The sequence below is a fragment of the Methyloterricola oryzae genome (assembly GCF_000934725.1).
GTDB lineage: Bacteria > Pseudomonadota > Gammaproteobacteria > Methylococcales > Methylococcaceae > Methyloterricola > Methyloterricola oryzae.
In genome coordinates, this window is sequence record NZ_JYNS01000006.1 from 40,208 (window position 1) to 63,486 (window position 23,279).

Annotated in this window: 21 protein-coding genes; 8 read left to right on the forward strand and 13 right to left on the reverse strand. The window is 61.6% G+C overall.

Annotation, left to right across the window (positions count from 1 at the left end; translation table 11 throughout):
- Nucleotides 1–3: 3 nt before the first annotated feature.
- Both EK23_RS09855 and EK23_RS09860 read left to right on the forward strand, forming a co-directional pair.
- On the forward strand, nucleotides 4–261 hold the full coding sequence (locus EK23_RS09855; RefSeq protein ID WP_045225199.1) for a hypothetical protein: 258 nt from the start codon (nucleotides 4–6) through the stop codon (nucleotides 259–261).
- Entirely contained in the window at nucleotides 258–1,109 is an 852-nt protein-coding gene (locus EK23_RS09860) for an SIR2 family NAD-dependent protein deacylase (protein WP_045225200.1), read from the forward strand. The genes EK23_RS09855 and EK23_RS09860 overlap by 4 nt, the downstream gene beginning before the upstream one ends.
- 58 nt (nucleotides 1,110–1,167) lie before the next feature.
- Here EK23_RS09860 and EK23_RS09865 read toward each other — a convergent pair whose 3' ends face one another.
- Nucleotides 1,168–2,748, reverse strand: coding sequence for a sensor domain-containing diguanylate cyclase (locus tag EK23_RS09865; RefSeq protein ID WP_045225201.1), 1,581 nt, complete (start codon nucleotides 2,746–2,748; stop codon nucleotides 1,168–1,170).
- Between the two features lie 682 nt (nucleotides 2,749–3,430).
- Nucleotides 3,431–3,838, reverse strand: a complete 408-nt coding sequence (locus tag EK23_RS09870) for a bacteriohemerythrin (RefSeq protein ID WP_045225202.1) — start codon at nucleotides 3,836–3,838, stop codon at nucleotides 3,431–3,433.
- 229 nt (nucleotides 3,839–4,067) lie between these two features.
- Between EK23_RS09870 and argH the strand changes: the two genes are divergently transcribed.
- The 4 genes from argH to EK23_RS09890 all read left to right on the forward strand — a co-directional run bounded on the left by argH (nucleotide 4,068) and on the right by EK23_RS09890 (nucleotide 7,480).
- Nucleotides 4,068–5,453 carry an argininosuccinate lyase gene (gene argH / locus EK23_RS09875; protein WP_045225203.1) on the forward strand — a complete coding sequence of 462 codons (1,386 nt, stop codon included), beginning with the start codon at nucleotides 4,068–4,070 and terminating at the stop codon, nucleotides 5,451–5,453.
- A 7-nt stretch (nucleotides 5,454–5,460) separates the two neighbouring features.
- The gene (locus tag EK23_RS09880) at nucleotides 5,461–6,078 is read left to right on the forward strand and encodes a histidine phosphatase family protein (protein WP_235281987.1); all 618 of its coding nucleotides are present in this window, start codon (nucleotides 5,461–5,463) and stop codon (nucleotides 6,076–6,078) included.
- A gap of 71 nt (nucleotides 6,079–6,149) precedes the next feature.
- On the forward strand, nucleotides 6,150–7,043 hold the full coding sequence (locus tag EK23_RS09885; RefSeq protein ID WP_045225204.1) for a fructosamine kinase family protein: 894 nt from the start codon (nucleotides 6,150–6,152) through the stop codon (nucleotides 7,041–7,043).
- 176 nt (nucleotides 7,044–7,219) lie between these two features.
- Entirely contained in the window at nucleotides 7,220–7,480 is a 261-nt protein-coding gene (locus EK23_RS09890; protein WP_045225205.1) for a hypothetical protein, read from the forward strand.
- Nucleotides 7,481–7,522: 42 nt separating this feature from the next.
- On the opposite strand, the gene EK23_RS09895 is transcribed toward EK23_RS09890, so the two are convergent.
- Entirely contained in the window at nucleotides 7,523–7,708 is a 186-nt protein-coding gene (locus EK23_RS09895) for a CstA-like transporter-associated (seleno)protein (protein ID WP_045225206.1), read from the reverse strand.
- Nucleotides 7,709–7,845: 137 nt separating this feature from the next.
- On the opposite strand from EK23_RS09895, the gene EK23_RS09900 reads away from it, so the two are divergent.
- On the forward strand, nucleotides 7,846–9,927 hold the full coding sequence (locus EK23_RS09900; RefSeq protein WP_045225207.1) for a carbon starvation CstA family protein: 2,082 nt from the start codon (nucleotides 7,846–7,848) through the stop codon (nucleotides 9,925–9,927).
- A gap of 194 nt (nucleotides 9,928–10,121) precedes the next feature.
- Complete coding sequence (locus EK23_RS09905) at nucleotides 10,122–10,670, forward strand: hypothetical protein (RefSeq protein ID WP_045225208.1); 549 nt, start codon at nucleotides 10,122–10,124, stop codon at nucleotides 10,668–10,670.
- A gap of 713 nt (nucleotides 10,671–11,383) precedes the next feature.
- On the opposite strand, the gene EK23_RS09910 is transcribed toward EK23_RS09905, so the two are convergent.
- The 10 genes from EK23_RS09910 to EK23_RS09955 form a co-directional block, all read right to left on the reverse strand.
- On the reverse strand, nucleotides 11,384–12,463 hold the full coding sequence (locus tag EK23_RS09910; RefSeq protein ID WP_235281989.1) for an AI-2E family transporter: 1,080 nt from the start codon (nucleotides 12,461–12,463) through the stop codon (nucleotides 11,384–11,386).
- Complete coding sequence (locus EK23_RS09915; protein ID WP_045225209.1) at nucleotides 12,460–14,253, reverse strand: hypothetical protein; 1,794 nt, start codon at nucleotides 14,251–14,253, stop codon at nucleotides 12,460–12,462. The genes EK23_RS09910 and EK23_RS09915 overlap by 4 nt, the downstream gene beginning before the upstream one ends.
- Nucleotides 14,254–14,410: 157 nt before the next feature.
- Nucleotides 14,411–15,247 carry a phosphate ABC transporter ATP-binding protein PstB gene (pstB, locus tag EK23_RS09920; protein ID WP_045225210.1) on the reverse strand — a complete coding sequence of 279 codons (837 nt, stop codon included), beginning with the start codon at nucleotides 15,245–15,247 and terminating at the stop codon, nucleotides 14,411–14,413.
- Nucleotides 15,248–15,317: 70 nt separating this feature from the next.
- A complete protein-coding gene (gene pstA, locus EK23_RS09925; protein ID WP_045225211.1) occupies nucleotides 15,318–16,634 on the reverse strand; it encodes a phosphate ABC transporter permease PstA in 1,317 nt (438 codons plus the stop codon).
- Nucleotides 16,627–18,006 carry a phosphate ABC transporter permease subunit PstC gene (gene pstC / locus EK23_RS09930; RefSeq protein WP_045225212.1) on the reverse strand — a complete coding sequence of 460 codons (1,380 nt, stop codon included), beginning with the start codon at nucleotides 18,004–18,006 and terminating at the stop codon, nucleotides 16,627–16,629. Before pstC ends, pstA begins: the two co-directional genes overlap by 8 nt.
- A gap of 76 nt (nucleotides 18,007–18,082) precedes the next feature.
- Nucleotides 18,083–19,141, reverse strand: coding sequence for a PstS family phosphate ABC transporter substrate-binding protein (locus EK23_RS09935; RefSeq protein ID WP_045225213.1), 1,059 nt, complete (start codon nucleotides 19,139–19,141; stop codon nucleotides 18,083–18,085).
- Between the two features lie 191 nt (nucleotides 19,142–19,332).
- Nucleotides 19,333–20,295, reverse strand: coding sequence for an alpha-L-glutamate ligase-like protein (locus EK23_RS09940; RefSeq protein WP_052808087.1), 963 nt, complete (start codon nucleotides 20,293–20,295; stop codon nucleotides 19,333–19,335).
- Nucleotides 20,296–21,798: an inactive transglutaminase family protein gene (locus EK23_RS09945; RefSeq protein WP_235281991.1), complete on the reverse strand. Its 1,503-nt coding sequence runs from the start codon at nucleotides 21,796–21,798 to the stop codon at nucleotides 20,296–20,298.
- A 54-nt stretch (nucleotides 21,799–21,852) separates the two neighbouring features.
- Nucleotides 21,853–22,413: an ATP-dependent zinc protease family protein gene (locus EK23_RS09950; protein ID WP_082054089.1), complete on the reverse strand. Its 561-nt coding sequence runs from the start codon at nucleotides 22,411–22,413 to the stop codon at nucleotides 21,853–21,855.
- 143 nt (nucleotides 22,414–22,556) lie between these two features.
- Complete coding sequence (locus tag EK23_RS09955; RefSeq protein WP_045225215.1) at nucleotides 22,557–23,171, reverse strand: c-type cytochrome; 615 nt, start codon at nucleotides 23,169–23,171, stop codon at nucleotides 22,557–22,559.
- Nucleotides 23,172–23,279 lie beyond the last annotated feature (108 nt).

Genomic DNA, 23,279 nt, shown 5'->3' on the forward strand with positions numbered 1-23,279 from the left:
GTCATGAGCACAGTAGAAGCGGCCGCAGAAGCCACCCAAAACGTAGAATGCCTGATCCACGTGCGTTTCAACCCGGACGGCACGGTCGCTGAAATCGGCGAGCGCCCGCAGGGTGTGGTGGCCCAGACCTGGTTCAAGTTCCTGAGTCACAACACCCTCAACCGCTACCAGGCATTGGCCGGGGGCCGGGGCCTGTTCAAGTTGCCGCGGCCGGACGTGGACGCACTGAAAAGCGCCTGCGCAACGGAGCAAAGCGCATGACGGCGGCGATTTCAACAGCCATTCTGGAAGGTCTCGCCAAGGGCCAGGTCATCCCGTACCTGGGCCCGGCGGTGCTGGAACTGGACGGCCCCTCGGCCGTCCCCAGCGCACCGGAAACCCTGGTGGAACTCCTCACCGCCAAGGTGACGGTGCCCCACAAGATTCGCAAAAACCTGACAGCGGCCGGGCAGTACATCGAGAACTTCAAGCATCGCAAGACCCTGGTGAACCTCACCAACGAGGCCTTCAGCGCCCCGCCGGCACCCACCGGGCTGCACCACTATCTGGCCGGCCTGCCCCTGCCCCTGATCGTGGACGCCTGGTACGACGCCGGCATGGCGACCGCACTGGCGAACCGTAGCGATTTCGGTCAAGTGCAGGGCGTCAGCCAATCCGAGCACTTTGGCGAGTGGGTACACTATTTCAACGCCGACGGCAGCCCGGCGGAAGCCGAGGCGGCAGCCGGCTGGAAAACCCTGCTCTACAAGCCCCTGGGTTCGGTCGCCCCGGCCAGCAACTACATCCTGTCGGACTCGGATTATGTGGAGGTGCTGACGGAGATCGACATCCAGACGCCGATTCCCGAGCGGGTGAAGGAAATTCGCGCCGGTCGAAACTTCCTGTTCCTGGGTTGCCGCTTCCGCACCCAGTTGGAGCGCACCTACGCGCGCCAGGTCATGAAACGCTCTTCGGACAAACACTGGGCCGTGCTGCCGGATGAACTGACCCGCAACGAACTGCGCTTCCTGTCCGAGCAGAATATCGAGCGCATCGATCTGCCGCTGAAGGAGTTCGTGGAAGGACTTTGCGCGCAGGAAACATCGGCGCCCATCGCCGCCGTGGCCTGAAGTCCAGGCCCGGTCGCCGAAAACGCGGGGGTGACGTAAAGTTGGGTTGCGACCGGATTCAGCGAGTGGCCGCGAGCGGCGCCGCCTGCCAAAGGCGGACCTGGTTGCGGCCGGCGTGCTTGGCTTCGTACAGGCCGTTGTCCGCTGCCTTGATGAGCTGATCGCGGCTCTGCTGCTGGGGCTGAAACAGGGCGACGCCCAGGCTCAGGGTGATCCTGATCTGCCTGCCATCCGGCAGGGAGATCGGCGATTGCTCGATCTTGGCGCGAACCCGCTCGGCCACCAACATGGCGGCCGCGGCGTCGCTCACCTGCATGACCAGCAGGAATTCCTCTCCGCCGGTGCGCGCCAGCACATCCCCGGTGCGCAGGGATGATCCGATGATGGCCACCACGGCCTTGAGCACATGGTCGCCCGCATCGTGCCCGAAGGAATCGTTGATCTTCTTGAAGTAATCGATATCGGCCACGACCACCGCCAGATGGTGCAAGTAACGGCGCGCGTCAGCCATCTTCTTATCAAGCACCTCGTTGAGGAAGCGCCGGTTGTAGGCGCCCGTCAGCGGGTCCTTGATGGCGAATTCCAGCAGCTTGCGGTTGGTTTCCTCCAGCTTTTTGGTCAGGCGCTCATTGGTCTCCTTCTCTTCCTTGAGTTTCTGCAGCAGTTCCTCATATTCCAGGTTAATAGCCAAGAGCTCTTCATTAGCCCGCTCCAGAATGTCGAAATACGCGGGAAATTTCTCCGCCTCAAATCCGAAGAAAGTGGACAGTTCCTTGACCCGTCCACCTATATCCGCCAGCATGCGATCCATTTCATTCGCCGGAAGTCCGAGAGCATCTTCGATGCTGGCCTTGATGCCCCTGGCCCCACGTACGCCTTGGTAGAAAAGGTGGGTCACATGGGCCGCGCTGTAGGCCACACGGCAGAATTTCTCGATATCCGCCTCCTGGGAACCCAACGCAGCGCTCTCCGTATGGTGCGCGGCGATAGCCTTTAATAGCCGGTCCGGAATCTTGTAATGGGCCAGCAACACACAGGACATCTCCGGGTGTGTCATGCCGAACAGTTCCTTCTCCAGTCGCAGCCGTTCGGTTTCACCCAAGTGCGGATCCATGAGGGCCTGATATTGCTCATGAAATGTGCGGAATAGGAATATGTAGCTGATATCGGAGAGCAGGCCAGCCACGAAGGCCTCCTCGGGGTCCTTGAGCCCAACCCGTTCCGCCAGCATCTTCGCCGCCACCGCATGGAACAGCGAGCGCTCCCAGTAGGTCGAAATCTCTTGACGCGCCTCGTCCTGGGCCATGCCTTCGATGATCGAAACCGAAAGGGCAATGCTGGCCACAGCCTTCTGGCCCAGAATGGAAATGGCGCTGTTCAGGGTCGTGACTTCGCCCTTGCGTGAAAAGAAACTGGAATTGGCGATACTCAGGAGCTTGGCCGTGACGGAGGGCGACGCCTTGATCACCGCGGCCAGGTCGTCCATGGTCGAGGCGGGATTGCCGATGGTCTCCAGCACTTTCAGGGAGATCAGGGGCAGATCTGGAATCGGCTGTTTCGCTGAAATGTGCTTTCTGATATCGATCATCTTGCTGGCGAAGGGTATGTCTGGGAACTGACGGGGCTTGAGCGAATTCATGGTGCCGTCGTCCGTGATGGCGGAAACGCATGCAGGGTCTTAGACGGTGCAGCCACAAGGGGCTTTGACTGGACTTGACGCCCTGCACCCCATGCAAAGCGCCTATTTTCGACCATAGCGGGTCTGGGCTATGGTGAAGCAATGGCTTCCGGCGGATTCCAGGCCGGACAAGGATTTAGGCAATCAACGCGCGGGCATCACCCCTGCCATCGCAAATCCAATTGAAACTTATAGTTCAGGCCGCCTGATTCGACAAATGGCAGGCGCGAACCGGCCTGCACCACTGACGCAGGAGTGGCCTGTACAGTAAAGAGCAACGGGAATAGTGGCAATAACGGTCTGGTATTTGACGCCTGTGGCTGCGAACTCGGTAAATCAGAATGGCATTTGGCCATGAACCATTGCATGAACATCGCGGCTTGCAATGATCCTGAATGGAAAGACGGACCGCCTGGGCATCGTTGCCAGACACCCGCTGAATGCGACGCTAACAAGGGACGCTGGCAGTGTGGAGACCCTGGGGTCTCCTGCGAATAATGCGCACTAGAAACGACGGCGCCTTGGAAGCCAGTTGCCTGCCCGCCCGGCGTACTCCGCGAAAAGATCAGGAGCCCGAAGGCTCCTGATCTTGGTCGCTCGTCCCTGAGCGCTACTAGCTTTACAGAAGCGAAGGACGTTCCTATCAGGAAACGCCCTTGCCGTTCAGATAGGGACCATAGCGCATGTCGATGGCCGGGATATGGCTCACCAGCCAATCCTTCACGAAGGCGGTGGTATCCGCGGTGATTTCGATCTCGCCGGCATGGAACTTCTTCTGCACATCAGCACAGGTGTTCACCAGTTTGTCGTGCTCGGCCTTGTGAGCGGTGAAGTCCGGGTAGGCATTGGCCTGCATCAGGTCTTCCTCGGTCTTGAAGTGCTTCACCACGAAGTCGATCAGGGTATCCAGATTCTTGCCTACCACCGCACGGTTGCCGCCGGCCACCGAGGAATGCAGGTCGTTGAGCATGTTGAAAAGAGTCTGGTGCTCGCTGTCGGTCACGGAAACGCTGGTGCCAAACTGTTCTTTTGTCCAGGTGATTAACGTCATGTCTCCCCCTATCTGTGGGTTGTTTCTGGATCCGGATTACCTCCGGTCTTATAAACCCCGGCGATCTGTGCCAAGGTGGCGTGCAATCTAAACCGCCTGTCAAAGCTGCGGTTTGAGCTGTGTCAAGATTTGGGGGATTTTCCACTTCCCGCCTCACACCGCGGGCGAACTCCTGAAACCGGCGAAATCTGCTTTATAATGCGCCGCAACGACAGATTCCGGACGATTGATGACCAGCGCAAACAAATCTTGGGGCGGCCGCTTCAGTGAGGCCACGGACGAATTCGTGCAGCAGTTCACCGCCTCCGTGGACTTCGACCAGCGCCTGGCGGCCTTCGATATCGAAGGCTCCATCGCCCATGCCACCATGCTGGAGCGGATCGGCGTGCTAAACGAGAAGGAATGCAAGGCCATCGTCGATGGGCTGAGCGATATCCGCGAGCAGATCGCCCGGGGCGACTTCCATTGGGCGGTGCAACTGGAAGACGTGCACATGAACGTGGAAGCGCGTCTCACCGACCGTATCGGCGATGCCGGCAAGAAGCTGCACACGGGACGCTCGCGGAACGATCAGGTGGCGACGGACGTCCGCCTATATCTGCGCGCCGAGATCGACGTCATCAGCGCCGAATTGATACGCCTGCAGACGGCTCTTATCGACCTGGCGGAACGCGAAGCCGACGCCATCATGCCCGGCTTCACCCACCTGCAGGTGGCCCAACCCATCACCTTTGGGCACCACATGCTGGCCTGGAACGAGATGCTGGCGCGCGACCGCGAACGGCTCGCCGACTGCCGCAAGCGTGTCAACGTCATGCCCTTGGGCGCCGCCGCCCTGGCCGGCACCAGCTATCCGCTGGACCGGGAGTTCACCGCGCAGTTGCTGGGATTCGCGCGGCCCTGCGCCAATTCCCTGGATGCGGTCAGTGACCGTGACTTCGCCATCGAGTTCGGCGCCTGCGCCAGCCTGATCATGATGCATCTCTCGCGCTTCTCGGAGGAACTGATCCTCTGGACCAGCGCCCAGTTCGGCTTCATCGACCTGCCCGACGCCTTCTGCACCGGCTCCTCCATCATGCCCCAGAAGAAGAACCCGGACGTGCCGGAACTGGTGCGGGGCAAGTCGGGCCGTGTCTTTGGGCATCTGTTCGCCCTGCTCACCCTGATGAAGGGCCAGCCGCTGGCCTACAACAAGGACAACCAGGAAGACAAGGAACCGCTGTTCGACACCGTCGACACCCTGAAAGGCTGTCTGCGCGCATTCGCCGACATGATGCCCCACGTCAAGCCGCGCCGCAGCGTGATGCTGGAAGCCGCCAAGCAGGGCTTCGCCACGGCGACCGACCTCGCGGATTATCTGGTGCGCCAGGGCGTACCATTCCGCGATGCCCATGAAATCGTCGGCAAGGCGGTGCGCATCGGCGTCGAAACAAGACGCGACTTGGCGGAATTGACGCTGGAGGAACTGCAGGCGCTGTCTTCAAGCATCGGCGATGACGTCTATAGCGTGCTGACCCTGGAGGGTTCCGTCGCCGCCCGCGACGTTCTTGGTGGCACCGCGCCGAAGCGCGTGCGGGAAGCGGCGGCCAAGGCGCGCCAGTCCCTACAGGATTGACGAACCTGTGATCACCGAGGAGCGAGTCACCACCCTGATCGACCTGATGCGTCATGGCGAGCCAGTGGGAGGGAGCCGCTACCGGGGTCAGATGGATGACCCCCTGAGCGCGACAGGCTGGGAACAAATGCGAGCGGCCGTGGGAAACCGTCACCCCTGGGAAGTGGTCGTGAGTTCCCCGCTGGGCCGTTGCCTGGCCTTCGCGGAGGAACTGCGCGACCGCCACGGAATTCCACTGGAGATTGAGCCGCGGCTGCAGGAATTGGGCTTCGGGTCCTGGCAGGGCAAGACCCGGGACGAAATCAGCCGCTACGATCCCGGCCTGCTGCAGCGCTTCTACCGCGACCCCATGAATAACCGGCCCGAGGACGCCGAAGGCCTGGCGGATTTTCGCGAGCGCATCCAGTCAGCCTGGAACGAAATCCTCAATCGCCACGCCGGCAAGCATATCCTGATGGTTTGCCATGCGGGCGTCATTCGCATGGTGCTGGCCCTGATCCTCGACATACCGCTGTCCAACCTTTTCCGCATCAAGGTGGCATCGGCGGGCATCACCCGCATCGAATGCTTGGAGCAAGGCGAGGAATTTCTCGGCCAACTGGTCTTTCATGGCGGCAGCCTGTAAGTTTCGGCCGCTGCCTCGCCGCCCTTGAGGCCTGATCTTCGACCTGCCTCCTGACGAGAGAGTAAGCCGACATGACCGACCCAGCCTTCATACGATCCATTGAGAGCTCCATCGCCCAAGCCACTGGCGAAAACTTCCGGATCGTCAAGACCACATCCGCGGGCGGGGGCTGCATCAACAGCGCCTATCGCCTGCTGGGCGAGAACCGCAGCTACTTCGTCAAGGTCAACGCCCAGAACCTGCTGCCCATGTTCGAGGCGGAGGCCGCGGGTCTCAGGGAAATCATCGCCACCGGCACCGTCAAGGCGCCCGAACCCGTATGCCATGGCGTCGCCGGCGGGCAAGCCTACCTAGTGATGGAATACCTCGACCTGGGCAGCGGACGCGGAACGGTGGGGCGAGTCCTGGGAGAGCAGCTCGCAGACATGCACCGAGTGCCGCAGCCTTATTTTGGTTGGCATAGGGACAATACTATCGGTTCTACCCACCAGCCGAACGAGCCCGGCGATGACTGGACAACTTTCTGGGCCGAGCACAGGCTGGGCTTTCAACTCGAACTGGCCGCCCGTGACGGCTACGGAGGGCGCCTTCAGCGCAACGGCGAAAAACTGGTGGAAAAGCTACCCGCTTTGTTCGACGGCTACACGCCGCAACCCTCGTTGTTGCATGGCGACCTGTGGGGGGGCAATTGGGGCTCCGCCGGGCAGGGACAGCCCGCCATCTTTGATCCGGCCTGCTACTACGGAGACCGAGAGGCGGACATCGCCATGACGGAATTGTTCGGTGGTTTCGGCGGCGATTTCTACGCCGCCTACCGCGGGGCCTTTCCCCTGGATGCCGGCTACGGCACGCGCAAGATCCTCTACAACCTGTATCACATCCTCAATCACCTGAACCTGTTCGGCGGCAGCTACCTGGGTCAAGCCGAATCCATGATCGACCGCCTGCTCTCCGGACTGCGCTAGCCACGCTACGCCAACTTCCACCCACCACGGGCGCTCAGTGGCTCGGACAGCAGATTCCGAACCGGTTGGTAACCCTGGAATAGCCTTGTCCGTCAAATTGCTCTTGAAATCCGCCGAACTCGGCAGCACATTGTAGGTGCAGAAGAAAGGCGCAAGACCAACCATGGGAGTAGACCATGAACATCAAAGACGAGTTGGAAAAATTCCGCGACGGGCTGCTTCAGCAACGCGACGAACTGAAGCTGCAGATCAATCTGGCCAAGCTGGAGGCCAAGGAAGAATGGGAGAGTGCCGAATCCAAGATTGACAGTCTAATGGCGAAGCTGGAAAGCGCCGGTTCGGAGGCGAAAGAAGCCTCTGGCGACGTGCTGGAGAGCGCGAAAGCCTTGGGCGAGGAAATCAAGTCGGCTTACGAGCGCATCCGCAAGCAACTCTGAAACCGTCTCGCGCCGTGGGGCTGCCTTGCGCTCCCCACGGCTTCAGCAACAGCGTTTGATCCCGCTCCATTTCCGCTCCTGCTCCGCGCGAAAGAACTCGCTGCGGCTGAGCGGGGCCTTTCCGGTATCCGCGTGCTCCTCGTGCCAGTGCGCGAGATAGCGCTCATAGGCGTCGTCCCCGCTCAGTCGCCTGAGCGCGCGCCATAACCGAAGCCAGCCCTTCTTCACGGTATCTCCTCAGGTTTGAACGATCGACAGGCCGCCTATCGGCTGCGGCGGCTGAGGGTTCGCATCATTGATGCCATAATACCGGCTCCCGAGAGCAATAGGCCACAGGCCATCGATCAAAAAGGACCCACGCCGTCATGCCCGAAATCCGCCGCCCTACCTTTTCCTTCCTGATCTGGTCGCTGATTGCCGTCGCGGGCGCCGGGGCTGTCGGCGGCATCGCCCTGCACCGCGGCGAGACCATCAACAGTTTCTGGTTCGTGCTCGCCGCTGTCTGCGTCTACGCCCTGGGCTACCGCTTCTACAGCGCCTTCGTGGCCGCCAGGGTGCTCATGCTGGATGCGTCCAGGGCCACACCGGCGGAACGTTTCAATGACGGGCGCGACTTTCTACCCACCAACCGCTGGGTGGTGTTCGGCCATCATTTCGCGGCCATTGCAGGACCGGGCCCCTTGATCGGCCCCACCCTCGCCGCCCAGTTCGGCTACCTGCCCGGTACCCTGTGGATATTGGTCGGCGCGGTTCTGGGGGGCTGCGTTCAGGATTTCGTCATCCTGTTCTGCTCCTTGCGGCGCGATGGCCGTTCCCTGGGCCAGATGGCCCGGGACGAGTTGGGCCCCATCGGCGGCACCGCCGCCATGCTGGGCGTCATGGCCATCATGATCATCCTGATCGCGGTGCTCGGCCTGGTGGTGGTCAATGCCATGAAACACAGTCCCTGGGCCACCGCCACCGTGGCGGCGACTATTCCCATCGCGATGCTGGTGGGCCTCTATATGCGCAGTATCCGCCCCGGCCGTGTCCTGGAAGCCACCGCCCTGGGTGTAAGCCTGCTGCTGCTGTCGGTGGTAGGCGGCGGCTGGGTGGACGCGCTGCCCGATCTGCGCGGCTGGTTTGACTTCGAGGGCCCGCAACTGGCGCTGCTGGTCATCGCCTACGGCTTTGCCGCCGCCGTCCTGCCTGTCTGGCTGCTGCTGGCGCCGCGCGACTACCTCTCCACTTTCATGAAGCTGGGTACCATCGCTGCCCTGGCCGTGGCCATCCTGTTCCTTCGCCCGGAAGTACAGATGCCCGCGATCACCCGCTTCGTGGACGGCACCGGCCCGATCTTCGGCGGCAAGCTGTTTCCCTTCGTGTTCATCACCATTGCCTGCGGCGCCATCTCGGGCTTCCACTCGCTGATTTCCTCCGGCACCACCCCCAAGCTGCTGGCCAACGAGGCCGACGCCCGCTTCATCGGCTACGGCGCCATGATGATGGAATCCTTCGTCGCCATCATGGCACTGATCGCAGCGACCGTTCTGGAGCCCGGCGTCTATTTCGCCATCAACAGCCCCGCGGGCGTGGTGGGCGCTTCCGCCGCGGATGCGGTGGCCAAGATTTCGGCCTGGGGCTTCCCGGTCACGGTGGAGCGTATGCAGGATCTGGCCAGCGCCATGGGCGAAGCCACCTTGTTCGCCCGCACCGGAGGCGCGCCGTCACTGGCGGTCGGCATGGCCAGCCTGTTCGCCAGCGCGTTCGGTCAAGGTCTGCTCGCCCTGTGGTATCACTTCGCCATCATGTTTGAGGCCCTGTTCATCCTCACCACCCTGGACGCCGGCACCCGCGTCGCCCGCTTCATGCTGCAGGACATGCTGGGCAACTGGTTTCCCGCCTTGGGCCGCACCAGCTGGTATCCGGGCGTACTCCTGAGTTCGGCCCTGGTAGTCACCGGCTGGGGCTACTTCCTCTACACCGGCACCATCGACCCCCTGGGCGGCATCAATAGCCTGTGGCCGCTATTCGGCATCGCCAACCAGATGCTGGCCACCATCGCGCTGTGCGTGGCGACCACCATCCTGGTGAAATCGGATCGGGCGCGCTTCGCCTGGGTTACCGGGGCACCGCTGGCCTGGCTCATCATCATTACCAGCACCGCTGCCTGGGAAAAGCTGTTCAGCCCCGAGCTTCGCGTGGGGTTCCTTGCCCATGCGTCCGACCTGGCCGCCAAACTGGCGGCGGGAAGCCTTCCCGCAGGCCAGCTAGCTTCCGCACCCCAGTTGATCTTCAACGATTACCTGAATGCCGCCCTCACCGCCGCATTTTTAGGCATCACCTGGATTCTGCTCCTGGATACGCTCCGGGTCTGTGCCTGCGTCATGACAGGCCGCCCGCACCCACCTTCCAGCGAATCGGCGCACATTCCGAGCCGTCTGACCGAGGTCTGGGTGCGAGATTGAGCCCCATTTGCCCGCCAGCCCGCAACGTTTATCGGGGTAGCGCCAACCTTTGGCAAAAAAATAAGCAAACTTCCGACATCTCAGGCCATCAAGATCGCGGTTCTGCATCCGATACACCGAGAGTGTGCGTCCAACACCAGTAGCACGCGGTATCGGACGCCGATCTTGTCCTTTCATTCCGTTGGAGATCCCCAATGTTCCGGCTTCTGCTCGTCACCTTCCCCCTTTTGATCCTTTTGAACATGCAAGCCGCCTCGGCTCTGGAGCTCGACGGTACCTGGAATGTCACCTTCAAACCGCGCCCCAAGGTCACCGTCACCGCCTTCGGACAGCCGGTCAAACTGACTGGACTTCCTGAATTGCCCAAGACCGATTCATTCACGTTCACGGCCGACCTCGATGCGTCTGAGACCGGAAGCTTCACCTCCACCCTGCTGGAAGGCGAATGGCTGATCGATGGCAAGAAGGTCACGAGTACAGCGGCGAGCAGCGCGTTTGTCGATAACACCATGAATCAGTTTCTGGCTGCAGGCGAATTCTTAGGTTACACCTTCACCGATGGCCGGCTCCTGTCCAGCAAGAATGTCCTGCAAGCCAAGGAGCGGAAGAACGGGAGCCTTGCGGGCAACCTTAACCACCTCAGCAAGTGGTCGGTACACCTCACCAAGCCGAGAGAAATGGACGTAACCGTGACGGTTAGGCTAAACGGAAAATTCGTCGGAACTCGCGCCAGCACCGACTGATAAAAAAGATGCCCCGGCCAAAAACTGGTCCCGGGGCATCGAGCCGCCTCTGGAACTGAAAAGAAGAGGCGAACGGGAAGAAATTCAGGGTATCAAGCAAAATGCCGGCGGAAGAACCCGTCTTCCGCCAGATCCTCCGTCACCAGTTCGGAGAGTGACAGTGGACGGCAAAAAGATAGTAGAAAAAACCAGTGTGCCAGTGCGATAACATGTAGAGGGTGGTGCGGCTATCCGCCTCGGCAACCCTGAGCGCGCGCCGGAAAGGTCAAGTTAAAAAACGTGAACCAAGCAATTTCCCTATCCGCGCAAAATCTCAAACGGCATCAGATAGACCCCAGTGACGTCAACCCTTCCACAGAGCGCGATAAAGAAGTTTTTGTCAGTGCAAACTGACATAATAGATTCAAAAGCATAGCTATCTTTATGATTTGTCAAGGCAAACGACTGTAAAAAATTTGGTCACCATAACGGCAGGACTGATGAAATCTGAAGTTGCCTGGACAGAAATACATTTTATGCACTGACTTATCCACAGAAGCTGTGAATATTTGATGACAAGCAGTGCTATTTGCTTATGCAAGCCTGCGGAAAAATCCGCACAGGCACGATCATGGCCAGGACTCAGACCTTCGGGAACACCTCGTCGGAGAGACCGAACCTAAACCCGGCTCCGCTAACCCGACCGTTAAGCGCTCGGCTTCCCGCCGGGGCACTCACTGCGGCTCATCGGCCCAGTCGCGCCAGATCGACATAAGGACCGCCATGATCGTGGGTCCCAGGAACAGGCCCAGCAACCCGAAATTCTCCAGCCCGCCCAAAATTCCCAGCAAAGTCCAGAGGAACGGCAGCTTGACGGCACCGCCAATGAGGGCGGGCCGGACATAATTGTCCGCCAACAGCAGCACCACCAGTCCGAAGACGAACAGTCCGCCGCCTGCCACCGTTTGGCCCTGTGCCAACAGAACTAGGGAGCAACCGCCGAAAATGAGCTTGGCGGCAAAGGGAACCATGGCGAACACCGCGGTCAGCCCCCCCAGCATGGCCGGGTGACTCAGTCCGGCAAGCGCGTAGCCGACACCAAGCAACAAGCCCTCCCCTAGGCCCACCAAAACCAGGCCATTGACCGTGGCCCGCACTGCCGACGCCGCGTGCGCCGCGTAACGCACCCCCGATTCGCCAAACAGCTTGCGACAGGAGCCCAGCACCTGCTGGCCCAGGGCATCGCCGGCCCGGTAAAGAAAGAACAGCACCAGCAGGGTGATGAAAAAGCCAAACAACCGATGCACCAATTGGCTGGCTAGGGCCTTGGTATAGCCAAGCGCCGCACTGGTCCCAAGCCAGTGCAGGGTATCGCGGGCGGACGCAGGCGTGCCCAGCAGGTCCGCCCAGTGGGAGGCCGCCCAAGGCCCGATCCAAGGTAGGGTTGCCAGCCAGTCCGGGGCCGGGATACCGTGCGCCTGGGCCTCGGCCACCAGTTGAGAGACTGACTGCGCCTCCTGTACCAGCCGCCCGAGGCCATAGACCAGTGGCACCAAAATCAGGGCGCCCATCGCGAGGGCGAGACCCAGGGCTGGCCAAAACGTCTTTTCCGCGCTACTGCGCTGGCGCAGGTAGTGAAAGACCGGCCAGGTGGCCAAGGCCAGCACCACCGCCCACACCAGCAGGGTAAGGTAACTATGCAGGATCCAGGCGCCCAGCAGCAGGATGACAAGGCCACCGATCAATCGGGCCCTGCTTTCCGGAAGCAAGGCGCCCGTCGCGTTGGCGCAGGCCACTTCCTCGCGCGCGCTCACAAGCGATCGAGCCAGGTGGGTTCGATGCGGCAGTCCCCCAGTTGCGGATTGCTCAAGACATCCTGCCGGAAATCGCGGAACGCGGGGCTTTGCAGGGCGATGCGCAGAATATGACCTCCCTCGAACTCGAACTCCAGCGCGCCGCCCTTGGCAAGTGGACTGTCGGACGCCGTGGCGAACAGCAGGATGGCAACATTCGGCACAGGGCGTCCCTGCTCAAACGCGGGCCTGGCACAGGAGACCTCCTGCACCTTGAGGGCGGCCAACAGTTGAGCCAGTTGTGCCGAAGTCAGGACCAGTCCGTCGCCAGGCACCGCGTTGACGCCGAGCAAACGTTCACTGCCAAAGTTGCCAAGGCGGTCCTGCAGCAACACCGTGCCGGCACCACTCTGGCGGCTGGCGATGAGGGGATACACCTGACGCTCCATTTCAGCAGGATTAGGGTTGCTGACTACCGCTGTCAACTGACGTTCCAAGGATCGGATTGCCGCCAGGTAGGACTCCTTTTCGCGCAACTGCTGCAAGGTATTGCTCCAGTCCTGCGGCCCGTTGACGGCAAGGCCCAGCGCCTTCATGACCTCGTAGTCGTCATCGGAAAGACAGGCGGAAAAGCCGTTTGCGCGGTAACGCTCCAGCTGCGCCACCGGTTGGCCGGCACTGAGAGCCCTCTGGCCGGTCAGGTTGTAGTTCTTCCAGTCGCGCGACTTGTCGAGGAAATAGTAGAGCACGGCATTGCGGTCAAACGAGTTGAATCCCAGGTCGCGCATGACCACCTTGAGCTTGCGGCAATTGCTTTCCACCTCGGCATAGTTGTTCCAGTCCGGCTGCAAGTTAGGGCGGTCGGGATGCTCGGCGGTCTCGATGTATCGCTGCAGGCTGGTGCCGGACGCGCCATCGCGGATGGACGAGCGCCACAGCTCCTCAAGGGAAAGATCGCGGGCATCGGGTACTCCATCCCTGCCGGCTTTCAGCAATAAGGTGGAGCGGATATCCGCGTATAGCTTCAGCTCACCCAGATTTCTAGGCTTGGCGAAAGGACTGTAGGAGCCGGTCTCCGTCTCGCGCACCGGCAAGCCAATGCGATTGACCGTGGCGTGGCCTGCAGCGACGTCCAGCACGGACGGCAGGGAACGGGTTTCCTCGCGACGCGAGGGGGCCGCGCTGGGCGACGGCGAGGGTGTCGGTGCGGGAGGCTGGTTCAGCATCCAGCCGGAGGCCAGCTTGCCCACCAGCGCGACCCCCGTGCCGACGCCGGTGAGTGCCAGCACATTGCTGGCCAGGTTGATGTCGCTGCCCAGCTTGCCCGTATCCAATTGATCATCGCTGGTGGTGGCGAGACGGTAGTCCACCTGCGCGTCCTGTCCGGCGTCCAGCCGCATCCAGGGGCTCAGATAAACTTTCTTGGCGTCCAGGCTAAAGCTGCACCGGGACGAGGCGGAACGATAGGCCAGCGCCGGCGCTTCCCGATGGAACTTGAGAGTGTCGTTGCGCACGTCGAACAGGACCAGCGAGGTGGTTCCGCCCTTGCGGTAGCTACCGCCCAGGTCGCGGCATACCTCGTCCTCCGCGACATCCGGGCTGAGTTCAAACTCCGAAACCAGTTGCACATAGTAGGCGTCAGCCTCCACCGTGCCGCGCCCGGCGAGCGCCGGTACCGGCTCGGACTGAACGGAAGGGCGGCCAAGGCTCAACTCGCGTGTCCCGGAACAGCCGCTCAGTACTGCGGCGATGAGCAAGGCGGCGCTCCAGGCCGCAGCCTGTCCGTACCGGTTTGATTCCAGGCGGATCATGTCTCGCTCCGGGCCGCTCAGGCCGGTGCTTCGCAAACGGTGCAACAATCGACTCCCCCGGCGCCGGGCGGCGCCTGAACGCATAGGCAGGGTCGGGATTCTACTACGAAAAGGCTAAACGCGGCGGCGATGGCCCGGCGGTCAGGCCAACAGGGGCCTAACCGAAACGGCCGGTGATGTAGTCTTCGGTCAGCTGATGACGGGGGTTGGTGAACACTTGTGCGGTATCGCCCACCTCAATCAGCTTGCCCAGGTGGAAATAGGCCGTGCGCTGCGAAACGCGCGCCGCCTGCTGCATGGAATGGGTCACGATGGCGATGGTGTAGTCCTCGCGCAACTCGTCGATCAACTGCTCGATCTTGGCGGTCGCGATGGGATCCAGGGCCGAGCAAGGCTCGTCCATGAGGATCACCTCGGGGCTGACGGCGATGGTTCGGGCTATGCAAAGCCGCTGTTGCTGACCACCGGAGAGCCCGGTGCCGGGGTGATGCAGGTAGTCCTTCACCTCGTCCCAGAGTCCCGCACGGCGCAGGGATGTTTCGACGATCTCCTCCAGTTCCACCTTGCCCGAAGCCAGTCCGTGTATGCGCGGACCATAGGCGACATTCTCGAAAATGCTCTTGGGAAAGGGATTGGGCTTCTGGAACACCATGCCCACCTGGGCGCGCAAGGGCACCACATCCATCCCGCCACTGTAGATGTCCTGGCCGTCCAACAAAATCTCGCCGGTGACGCGGCACCCGACGATGGTGTCGTTCATGCGGTTCAGGCAGCGCAGAAACGTGGACTTGCCGCAACCGGAAGGACCGATCAGGGCGATGACCTCATTGCGCCCCACCTCCAGGCTGACACCGTGGATGGCGTGCTTTTCGCCGTAATAGACGTCCACACCACGGCACTGAATCCGGGGGTTCTGCGCCTTGATCTCTCCCACTGTCTTCCCGTGATCGCGGGAAAACGCGGCGGAGGAAGGTGTCTTTTCCGGATTTCTCATCCCAAGGCTCTCTGTTTTTTCGAATTCTAAGGCGTGGCCAACCATAGGACAACTCGGACTCCAGCGGTAATCACCAACGCCGCTCGTAACGCTTGCGCAGGTAGACGGCCACCCCGTTCATGATGATCAGGAACGTGAGCAGCACGAGGATGGCGGCGGACGTACGCTCCACAAACCCGCGCTCCGGACTGTCGGCCCAGAGATAGATCTGCACCGGCAACACGGTAGCCGGCTGCAGCGCGCTGGTGGGAATGTCGACGATGAAGGCCACCATGCCGATCATCAGCAAGGGGGCGCTTTCTCCCAGCGCCCGCGCCATGCCGATGATCGCGCCGGTAAGCATGCCAGGCATGGCCAGGGGCAGTACGTGATGAAACACGGTCTGCATGTGCGAGGCGCCTATGCCCAGTGCCGCCTCACGGATCGAAGGCGGAACGGCCTTGAGCGCGGAGCGGCCGGCGATGATGATCACCGGCAGGGTCATCAGCGTCAGCACCAGGCCACCGACCAGGGGCGAGGAACGCGGCAGCCCAAAGAAATTGATGAATACCGCAAGCCCCAGCAGACCGAAGACAATGGAGGGCACCGCCGCCAGGTTGTTGATGTTCACCTCGATCACATCGGTCCAGCGGTTGCGTGGCGCAAATTCCTCCAGGTAGATCGCGGTGGCGATGCCCACGGGGAAGGACAGCGCCAAGGTGACCATGACCGTGAACACGGACCCCATGAGCGCACCGAAAATACCCGAAAGCTCCGGTTCCCTGGAATCACCGGCGGTAAAGAACGTGGTGTTGAAGCGCAGTTCGATGCACCCTTCCGCCATCAGCTTGTCTATCCAGGCGATCTGTTCATCCTTGAGCGGCCTCTCCGCCTCCGGAACGCCGCGATCGACATGGCCTTTGATGAACAGGTCGAGGTTGTCGCTGCCCGTGACCCAAACCCGTTCCGTCTTGCCCAGAAGCTCGGGGTTTGCGGCGAGACGGTCGCGCAGTTCGTAGGCGGCCCCCGTGCTGAGCAAGCCGTAAAGGGCGCGCTTCTGCTGGCGGCCGCTCACCTCGGGGAACAGTTGCGCCAGGCTGGCCTTGAGCAAGGCGGCATAATCGGCATTGGCCAGCGCCTCGGCGTCGACCTTCCCGTCCGGCACGAGAATCGCCGGGTCGAACTGCACATCCAGCCCCACGTAGGTCTGGCGAAAGGCCGGGTAGCCGTTACGGATGATGCTGGTGAACAGGATGGCCAGAAAGATCAAGCCCACGGATATGGAGATCAGCCCATACAAGCGGAATCGCGTTTCGGCCGCTCGCCGCCTGGCCAGTCCGGCACGTACTTTCTCCTGAGTCTGTACGCCTTTGGACGGCGCGCGGGGCTTACTGTGAGGATCACTCATATTGTTCACGGTATTTGCGCACGATATGCAGCGCCAAGATGTTGAGCGCCAGGGTCACCAGAAAGAGGATCAGACCCAGCGCGAATGCTGCCAGGGTTTTGGGACTGTCGAATTCCTGGTCGCCCACCAGCAAGGTGACGATTTGGGTGGTGACGGTGGTCACCGCTTCCAGCGGATTGGCCGTGAGATTGGCGGAAAGACCCGCCGCCATGACCACGATCATGGTCTCGCCGATGGCGCGCGAGACAGCCAGCAGAATGCCGCCGACGATACCGGGTAGCGCCGCCGGAATCACCACCTTGCGGATGGTTTCCGCCTGGGTCGCACCGAGTGCATAGGCCCCATCACGCAATGACTGCGGAACCGCGTTGATGAAGTCATCGGACAGAGACGAAACAAAGGGGATGATCATGATGCCCATCACCAGTCCCGCCGCCAGGGCGCTTTCGGACGACACCTCCAGACCCGCCTGGGTACCCAGATCGCGAATGAAAGGTGCCACGGTCAAGGCCGCGAAAAAACCGTAAACCACGGTGGGAATGCCCGCCAGGATTTCCAGCAGCGGCTTGGCCACGGCGCGGAACCGCAGACTGGCATACTCTGACAGGTAGATGGCCGACAGCAGCCCGATGGGAACGGCCACGGTCATGGCGATCGCCGATATCAGCAGGGTGCCGGTGAACAGGGGCACAGCCCCGAACGCCCCGGATGAGCCCACCTGGTCGGCGCGGATGGCTACCTGGGGACTCCAGTTCAGGCCGAACAGAAATTCGCCGAGGGACACCTGCTGGAAGAACCGGATGGATTCAAACAGCACCGACAGGACGATGCCGACAGTGGTGAGTATCGCAACCAGCGAGCTGCCCACCAGGAAATACATTAGTACCTGTTCCACCTCGTTGCGCGCGCGCTGCTCACGGCAGATGCGCTGACGGGCAAATGCGGCGCCTGCGATGGCCATGCAGCCGGCGATAAGGCTCAGCAGCAGACTGCTGAACTGACGCAAGGAACGGAAATGCTCGGCGGCGGCAATGGTAGCCGGCGACGGCTCACCGCTGCCTTGGCCTGCGGCCACATTCTTGACATCGTTGAGCCACAACTCCTGCTGGTTGGCATCCAGGGCCGCGATATCCGGCGGCATATCCGCCAGCAGCAACTGGCTGATGACCGTGGATTCGCACCCCATCCACAGCAAGAGGAGGACCAACGCCGGCAGGCCGCACCACAGCGCCGTGTAGTAGCCATAATAGCTGGGCAGTGAATGCAGGTTTCCGATCCGGCCACCCGCCACCTGCAAGGACCTTTGCCGGCCTATCTGGAAGGCCAGGGCGCTGAGGAGCAGGAGCAGAAATAACAGGGTGGATTTTTGCATTCGGGTCTTGACTCAAAAACGCACGGCCGGAGGAACATCTCCGGCCGTACATTATCAGGCTTACGCTAAGAAATTGTTACAGCACGAGCGGTTTCAGCTTTTTTGCGTCCTCGGCCACCGCTTTGCGCTCCTCCTCAGGCAGTGGAATCAGGCCCTTGTCGGCCAGATAGCCCTCGCTGCCGGAAGCCTTCTCGCTGGTAAATTCGGCGATGTAGGCATCGATGCCGGGAATCATGCCCACGTGCGCCGTCTTCACATAAAAGAACAGGGGGCGCGAGATGCTGTACTTGCCATCGGCGATGGTCTCGAAGCCGGGGTCCACGCCGTCGATGCGCTCCGCCGCGACTTTGTCCGTGTTCTGGTCCAGGAAACTAAAGCCGAAAATGCCCACAGCATTGGGGTTGGCCTCCAGTTTCTGCACGATCAGGTTGTCGTTCTCCCCCGCTTCCACGTAGGCGCCATCCTCGCGCACGGTCTGACAGGTGCTCTTGTACGCCGCCTCGTCCTTCTCCTTCAGGGCCTTGATCCAGGGGAACGCCTGACAGCCGCCCTCAAGGGCCAGTTCGGCGAACGCGTCGCGGGTACCCGAGGTGGGCGGGGGCCCCAGCACCTCGATCTTGGTCTTCGGCAATTTGGGGTTGATCTGATTCCATGTTTTATAGGGATTTTCCGCCAGCTTGCCGTCACAGTCCTTCTTGCAGGCCGGATCGGGCACCTTCTTGGCCAGGGCCAGGAAGAGTTCCTTGCGGGTCAGATCGATTCCCTTGGACTTTTTTGAATGGGCGAGGACGATGCCATCAAAGCCAATTTTGACCTCTGCGATGCCTTTCACCCCCGCTTTCTGGCAGGCTTCGAACTCGGTCTTCTTCATGCGCCGCGAGGCATTGGCGATATCGGGAAAGTCCACGCCCACGCCGCTGCAAAACAGCTTGATGCCACCACCGGTGCCGGTCGACTCCACTTTGGGCGTCTTGAATTTACCGCCGCGGCCCAGCTGCTCGGCCACCACCGTCGAGAATGGATACACGGTCGAGGAACCGACGATGCTGATGTTGTCACGGCCGGCGGCGTCGGCCTGGGCCACACACAGCAAAGCAGATCCTGCGGCGGCCAAGGCCAGTAATGTATTCTTCATGCTAACTCCCATGGACAAATGAATAAGCGGGCTCACTTTTTATACGCAGGCCCGGAGCCCGCCGATTTTTACCAGCCGAATATGACAGTTGTGTGACAATAGCGGCAGCGGCCCGCCGGCCGGTCCCTGGCTGGCGCATTCTACCTTATCCGAACGGAAGCGGCAGCCTGCCGTCGCGGCGGAAGCCTCGATCACCCGACTCCTGCCAGGGAGCGGGCCAGGGCAACCCGCTCCTCGACCGATTCCGGAACGGCTCGCATGGCCTCTACACGACGCAGGCGCGGCAACAGGCCCGCGCGGTTGGCCAACTGGATGCTCAGCCCCGGACGCGCGTTCATTTCCAGCATCAAGGGCCCCAATGCTTCGTCCAACACGATGTCGACGCCCAGATACCCCAACCCTACGAGGTCATGGCAGCGCGCCGTGAGCGCGAGGATGTCATCCCAGTGGGGAATCTCCAGTCCCATCACCTCGCCGCCCGTATCCGGGTGGTACTCCACCTGGTTCTCGTGCCAGACGCCACAGTAGGTGCGCCCATCGGCGAGATCGATGCCAACGCCCACCGCCCCCTGGTGCAAATTGGCCTTGCCGTCGGAAACTCGGGTGGGCAAGCGTATCATGGCCATGACCGGAACGCCTCGGAACACCACGGTGCGGATATCCGGCACGCCTTGGTAGCTGACGTCCTGAAACAGGGGGTCGAACCTGACCCGGTATTCGATCAGGGCGCAGTCCGGCAACCCGCCCAAGCTGTACATTCCATTGAGGATGTTGGAAATGTGGTGTCCCAGTTCGTCCTCGTCGATGAGCAGCCCGTTGGCCAGCCGGTAGCGGCCGTTGCTGCGCCCCACCACCACCAGGATGCCTTCGCCACCGCTGCCATGCGCCGGCTTGATGGCAAAGTCCTCGAAAGGCGCCAGCAGGTCATGAATTCCCTCGATCTGGTGCTCGATTTCCACCACGGCATAAAGCCGCGGCACGGCGATTCCCGCGGCCAGGGCCAGCTCCTTGGTCCGGCGCTTGTCGTCAACCAAGGGAAAGCGGCTTCTAGGGTTGTAGCGAAAGATGAAATCGGCGTTGCGCTCGTTCATCCCCATGATACCGAGCGCGCGCAGGCGTCGCCACGGCATGAGCCGGTCAAGCCAAGACGGCATCTAAGGATCCTTCAGCGCGGCGCGGAACCGCCACAGTTCCGTCAGGCGGTAGCCCGTATAGCGGCCTAGCAGCAAGGTGGCGGCAAGCACCACCAGCAACAATTCCGGAAACACGAAGGACAGATGCCCCAGCAGTTCGCTGCTCATCAGCAGGTATCCGAGCACCGCCACGATCAGACTGCCCAGCCCTTGATGCATGGCCTCCAGCGGCCCGAGCTCCTCCCAAACCAGGGACATGCGCTCGATGGTCATGGCCATGATGACCATGGGGAACAGCGCCACCGACACACCGCGGTCGATGCCTAGTTTGTAACTGATCAGGCTGATGGCGGCCATGAGCAGGATGACGATGGTCAAGACCGAGGCCAGCCGAGGCACCAGCAGTAATTTCAGGTATTCCAGGTAGAAGCGGATCACCAGCCCCATGGCGACGACCAGGGAAAACAGCGCCACGCCCCACACCAGCTTGGTCTCGCGGAAGGCCAGCGCGATGAGGATAGGCATGAAGGTGCCAAAGGTCTTGAACCCGATGACATTGCGCAGGAGGACGATGAGGAACGCGCCAACAGGCACCAGCAGCAGCACCTTGTAGACGTTCTGGGTCTGCACCGGCAGGCTGAACAATGAGAACTCCATGATGCGCGAGCCCATCTTGCGCGCCCGCTGCTCGGCGATCAGGGTCATTTCCTGGGTATGCTTGCTGACCGAGAATGTCAGCTTGATGAAGCGCCCGCCGGTTACCTCGAGCACCGGCGAATCTCCCACATGCCAGACGATGGCGTCGCGGGGCAGGCCCGGCTCGCCCGTCTGCGGATTGAGCGTCTGCCACTGGCTGCCATCGTAGACCTGGATCCAGGACACCAATTCGCCATGCTTCACGCCATCCTTGAGCGGCAGCAAGTACGCCAGCCGCGCCGGGATGTTGCCTCCCAGCAGGATATTCACCATGCGCCGGGTCCATTCGGTCGGCGTATCGGCATCCTGCCGCAGCAGGCTGACATTGGCGTCCGGCGTCTGGGCATTCAGGCGCATGAGCACGGCGCGGGCAAACGAGAGCGTATCGGCGGACTTGCTGCGCGCCTCTTCCAGCACCGCATTGACAGCGGGCCGGATCAAGTCCGAGAACTTGGGAGGCGTCCAGCTGGGCGGATCGAGGTTGGCGGGCCCTGAACCCAGGGCCGGATCGCGCGCCAGATGGATGCGATAGTACAGGACCTGATACCCGCTGGACTGGCGCACCGCCCACTGGGCCGCACGATGCAGCCCATCATCCTCGGTGGTCAGGCCGTAGCTGCTGGAGACGAAGTTCTCGTCCACCACAGTGAAACCGGCAGGCCCACGGGGGATGTAGAACTGGGCCTTGATGGGGGTCTCCCGGTGCGCCTTGAACTCGATGCGGGCCTCAACAGCCCACACATCCGCCTGTTCCGTAGGCAACAGGGGCAGCCCGAGGCGTGTCACCTTGTAGTAGCACAAGGACAGGCCGATGGTCGTCAGGACCAAGGCAAGGATCTTAACGTGGAAGTTTCGCAAGGCGGCGCGCGTCGGCGAACGGCTTCACTTATCGGACTTGGCGGTGGCCTTGTAGCAGGGATCGTCCTCGCCGCGGAACAGAAAGGTCGCGTTGGCGTCCACCAGGGCAACGTCCTTGAGAAAGGCCCTGCCCAGTAGCACCGGATAATTGAAATTACTGCGGTCGACCAGGTTGAACTCTGCCTGGTAGTCCCGCCCGTTCTTGCAGATATCCATCATCACCACGTCGCGTTTGGAGGACTGGCGCTGGTGGCTCTTGATGTAGGCCGTGCGCAGCAGAGGCTTCTCCACCTTGATCGGCTCCTGGTGACGTCCCTCGATGTCTTCCAGGGTGAAGCGCACCCAGGGCTCGCCGCTCTTGCTGAAATGCTCGATCTTGTCCGCATGCAGGGACGATGTCTTGGCCCCCGTATCCAGCTTGGCGGTAAGCCTTCGGTTCCAGGGCTTGACGAAGATCGATTCCAGCCAGCCCATGACCACCCTCTCCTTCACGCCAGGCTCAGGCGTCCTGGCCGGCTCGTCCGCCCCGAAGGCGCAGAGCGGCACACAGGCAAGCAGCGTGAACGCCGATAAGATTCGAGTCATGTAGCGTTTCCCGTGGTGACGACGCGAACGATTCTATCAGATTCCGCGGCGGCCTCCACGATGGTGCAACCCACGCCTGAAATGCAAAGGGCCCGGGAAAAGCTCCCCGAGCCCTGGCGTCAGTCAGGCGAAGCGACCAGCCGTCAGTCCTGAACCACTGTCAGGCCCTTCTTCTGACTGGCGTAATAGGCGGAGATATCCTTGATGTCCTCGGCGGACAGGCCGGCTGCCATCCCGTTCATGATGGCGTTCTTGCGAACGCCGGACTTGTAATCCTCCAAGGCCTTGATCAAGTAGCTTTCGTACTGTCCGGCCAGACGGGGGTTGCTGGCGTCGGCGCTGTTGCCGTCCTCGCCGTGGCAAGCGCCGCAGGTCTCGGCCTTGCTCTTGCCTGCCGCGGGATTGCCGGTAATGGGGTTTTCCTCGTTGATAGAGCGGAACTTGGCCACATAAGCTGCGATGGCCTTGAAGTCGTCCTCGCTCCAGCCGGAAGAGTTACCTTCCATACTACCGTGCTTGCGGCCTCCGCTCTGGTAGGCCTTCAGCGCTGCGACCACGTAATCGGCGTGCTGTCCGCCCAGCTTGGGCACCGCATAGGTGGGGAACGCGTTGCTGTAGCCCTTGATGCCGTGACAACCCACGCAGGTGTAAAACTTGGTCTGGCCCTCTGTCGTGTCCGGTGCCGCGGCAAGCGCCGCCTGGGTGCCCAACAGGAGCCCAACCCCCGCCGCCACGCTCCACAAGGTCTTTGTCTTCATTTTCGTTCTTGCTCCCCAATGCTTACAGAATTGAAATGCGCCCGCGCAAAATCGGTTACTCTCGGACCATTCGGATATGGCAAAGCCCGCCACGAAGGGCGGGCTTTT

Coding starts and splice junctions, on each gene's coding strand:
- EK23_RS09855 (WP_045225199.1), top strand. CDS start 4: ATGAGCACAGTAGAAGCGGCCGCAGAAGCCACCCAAAACGTAGAATGC.
- EK23_RS09860 (WP_045225200.1), top strand. CDS start 258: ATGACGGCGGCGATTTCAACAGCCATTCTGGAAGGTCTCGCCAAGGGC.
- EK23_RS09865 (WP_045225201.1), bottom strand. CDS start 2,748: ATGAATTCGCTCAAGCCCCGTCAGTTCCCAGACATACCCTTCGCCAGC.
- EK23_RS09870 (WP_045225202.1), bottom strand. CDS start 3,838: ATGACGTTAATCACCTGGACAAAAGAACAGTTTGGCACCAGCGTTTCC.
- argH (WP_045225203.1), top strand. CDS start 4,068: ATGACCAGCGCAAACAAATCTTGGGGCGGCCGCTTCAGTGAGGCCACG.
- EK23_RS09885 (WP_045225204.1), top strand. CDS start 6,150: ATGACCGACCCAGCCTTCATACGATCCATTGAGAGCTCCATCGCCCAA.
- EK23_RS09890 (WP_045225205.1), top strand. CDS start 7,220: ATGAACATCAAAGACGAGTTGGAAAAATTCCGCGACGGGCTGCTTCAG.
- EK23_RS09900 (WP_045225207.1), top strand. CDS start 7,846: ATGCCCGAAATCCGCCGCCCTACCTTTTCCTTCCTGATCTGGTCGCTG.
- EK23_RS09905 (WP_045225208.1), top strand. CDS start 10,122: ATGTTCCGGCTTCTGCTCGTCACCTTCCCCCTTTTGATCCTTTTGAAC.
- EK23_RS09915 (WP_045225209.1), bottom strand. CDS start 14,253: ATGATCCGCCTGGAATCAAACCGGTACGGACAGGCTGCGGCCTGGAGC.
- pstB (WP_045225210.1), bottom strand. CDS start 15,247: ATGAGAAATCCGGAAAAGACACCTTCCTCCGCCGCGTTTTCCCGCGAT.
- pstA (WP_045225211.1), bottom strand. CDS start 16,634: ATGAGTGATCCTCACAGTAAGCCCCGCGCGCCGTCCAAAGGCGTACAG.
- pstC (WP_045225212.1), bottom strand. CDS start 18,006: ATGCAAAAATCCACCCTGTTATTTCTGCTCCTGCTCCTCAGCGCCCTG.
- EK23_RS09935 (WP_045225213.1), bottom strand. CDS start 19,141: ATGAAGAATACATTACTGGCCTTGGCCGCCGCAGGATCTGCTTTGCTG.
- EK23_RS09940 (WP_052808087.1), bottom strand. CDS start 20,295: ATGCCGTCTTGGCTTGACCGGCTCATGCCGTGGCGACGCCTGCGCGCG.
- EK23_RS09950 (WP_082054089.1), bottom strand. CDS start 22,413: ATGACTCGAATCTTATCGGCGTTCACGCTGCTTGCCTGTGTGCCGCTC.
- EK23_RS09955 (WP_045225215.1), bottom strand. CDS start 23,171: ATGAAGACAAAGACCTTGTGGAGCGTGGCGGCGGGGGTTGGGCTCCTG.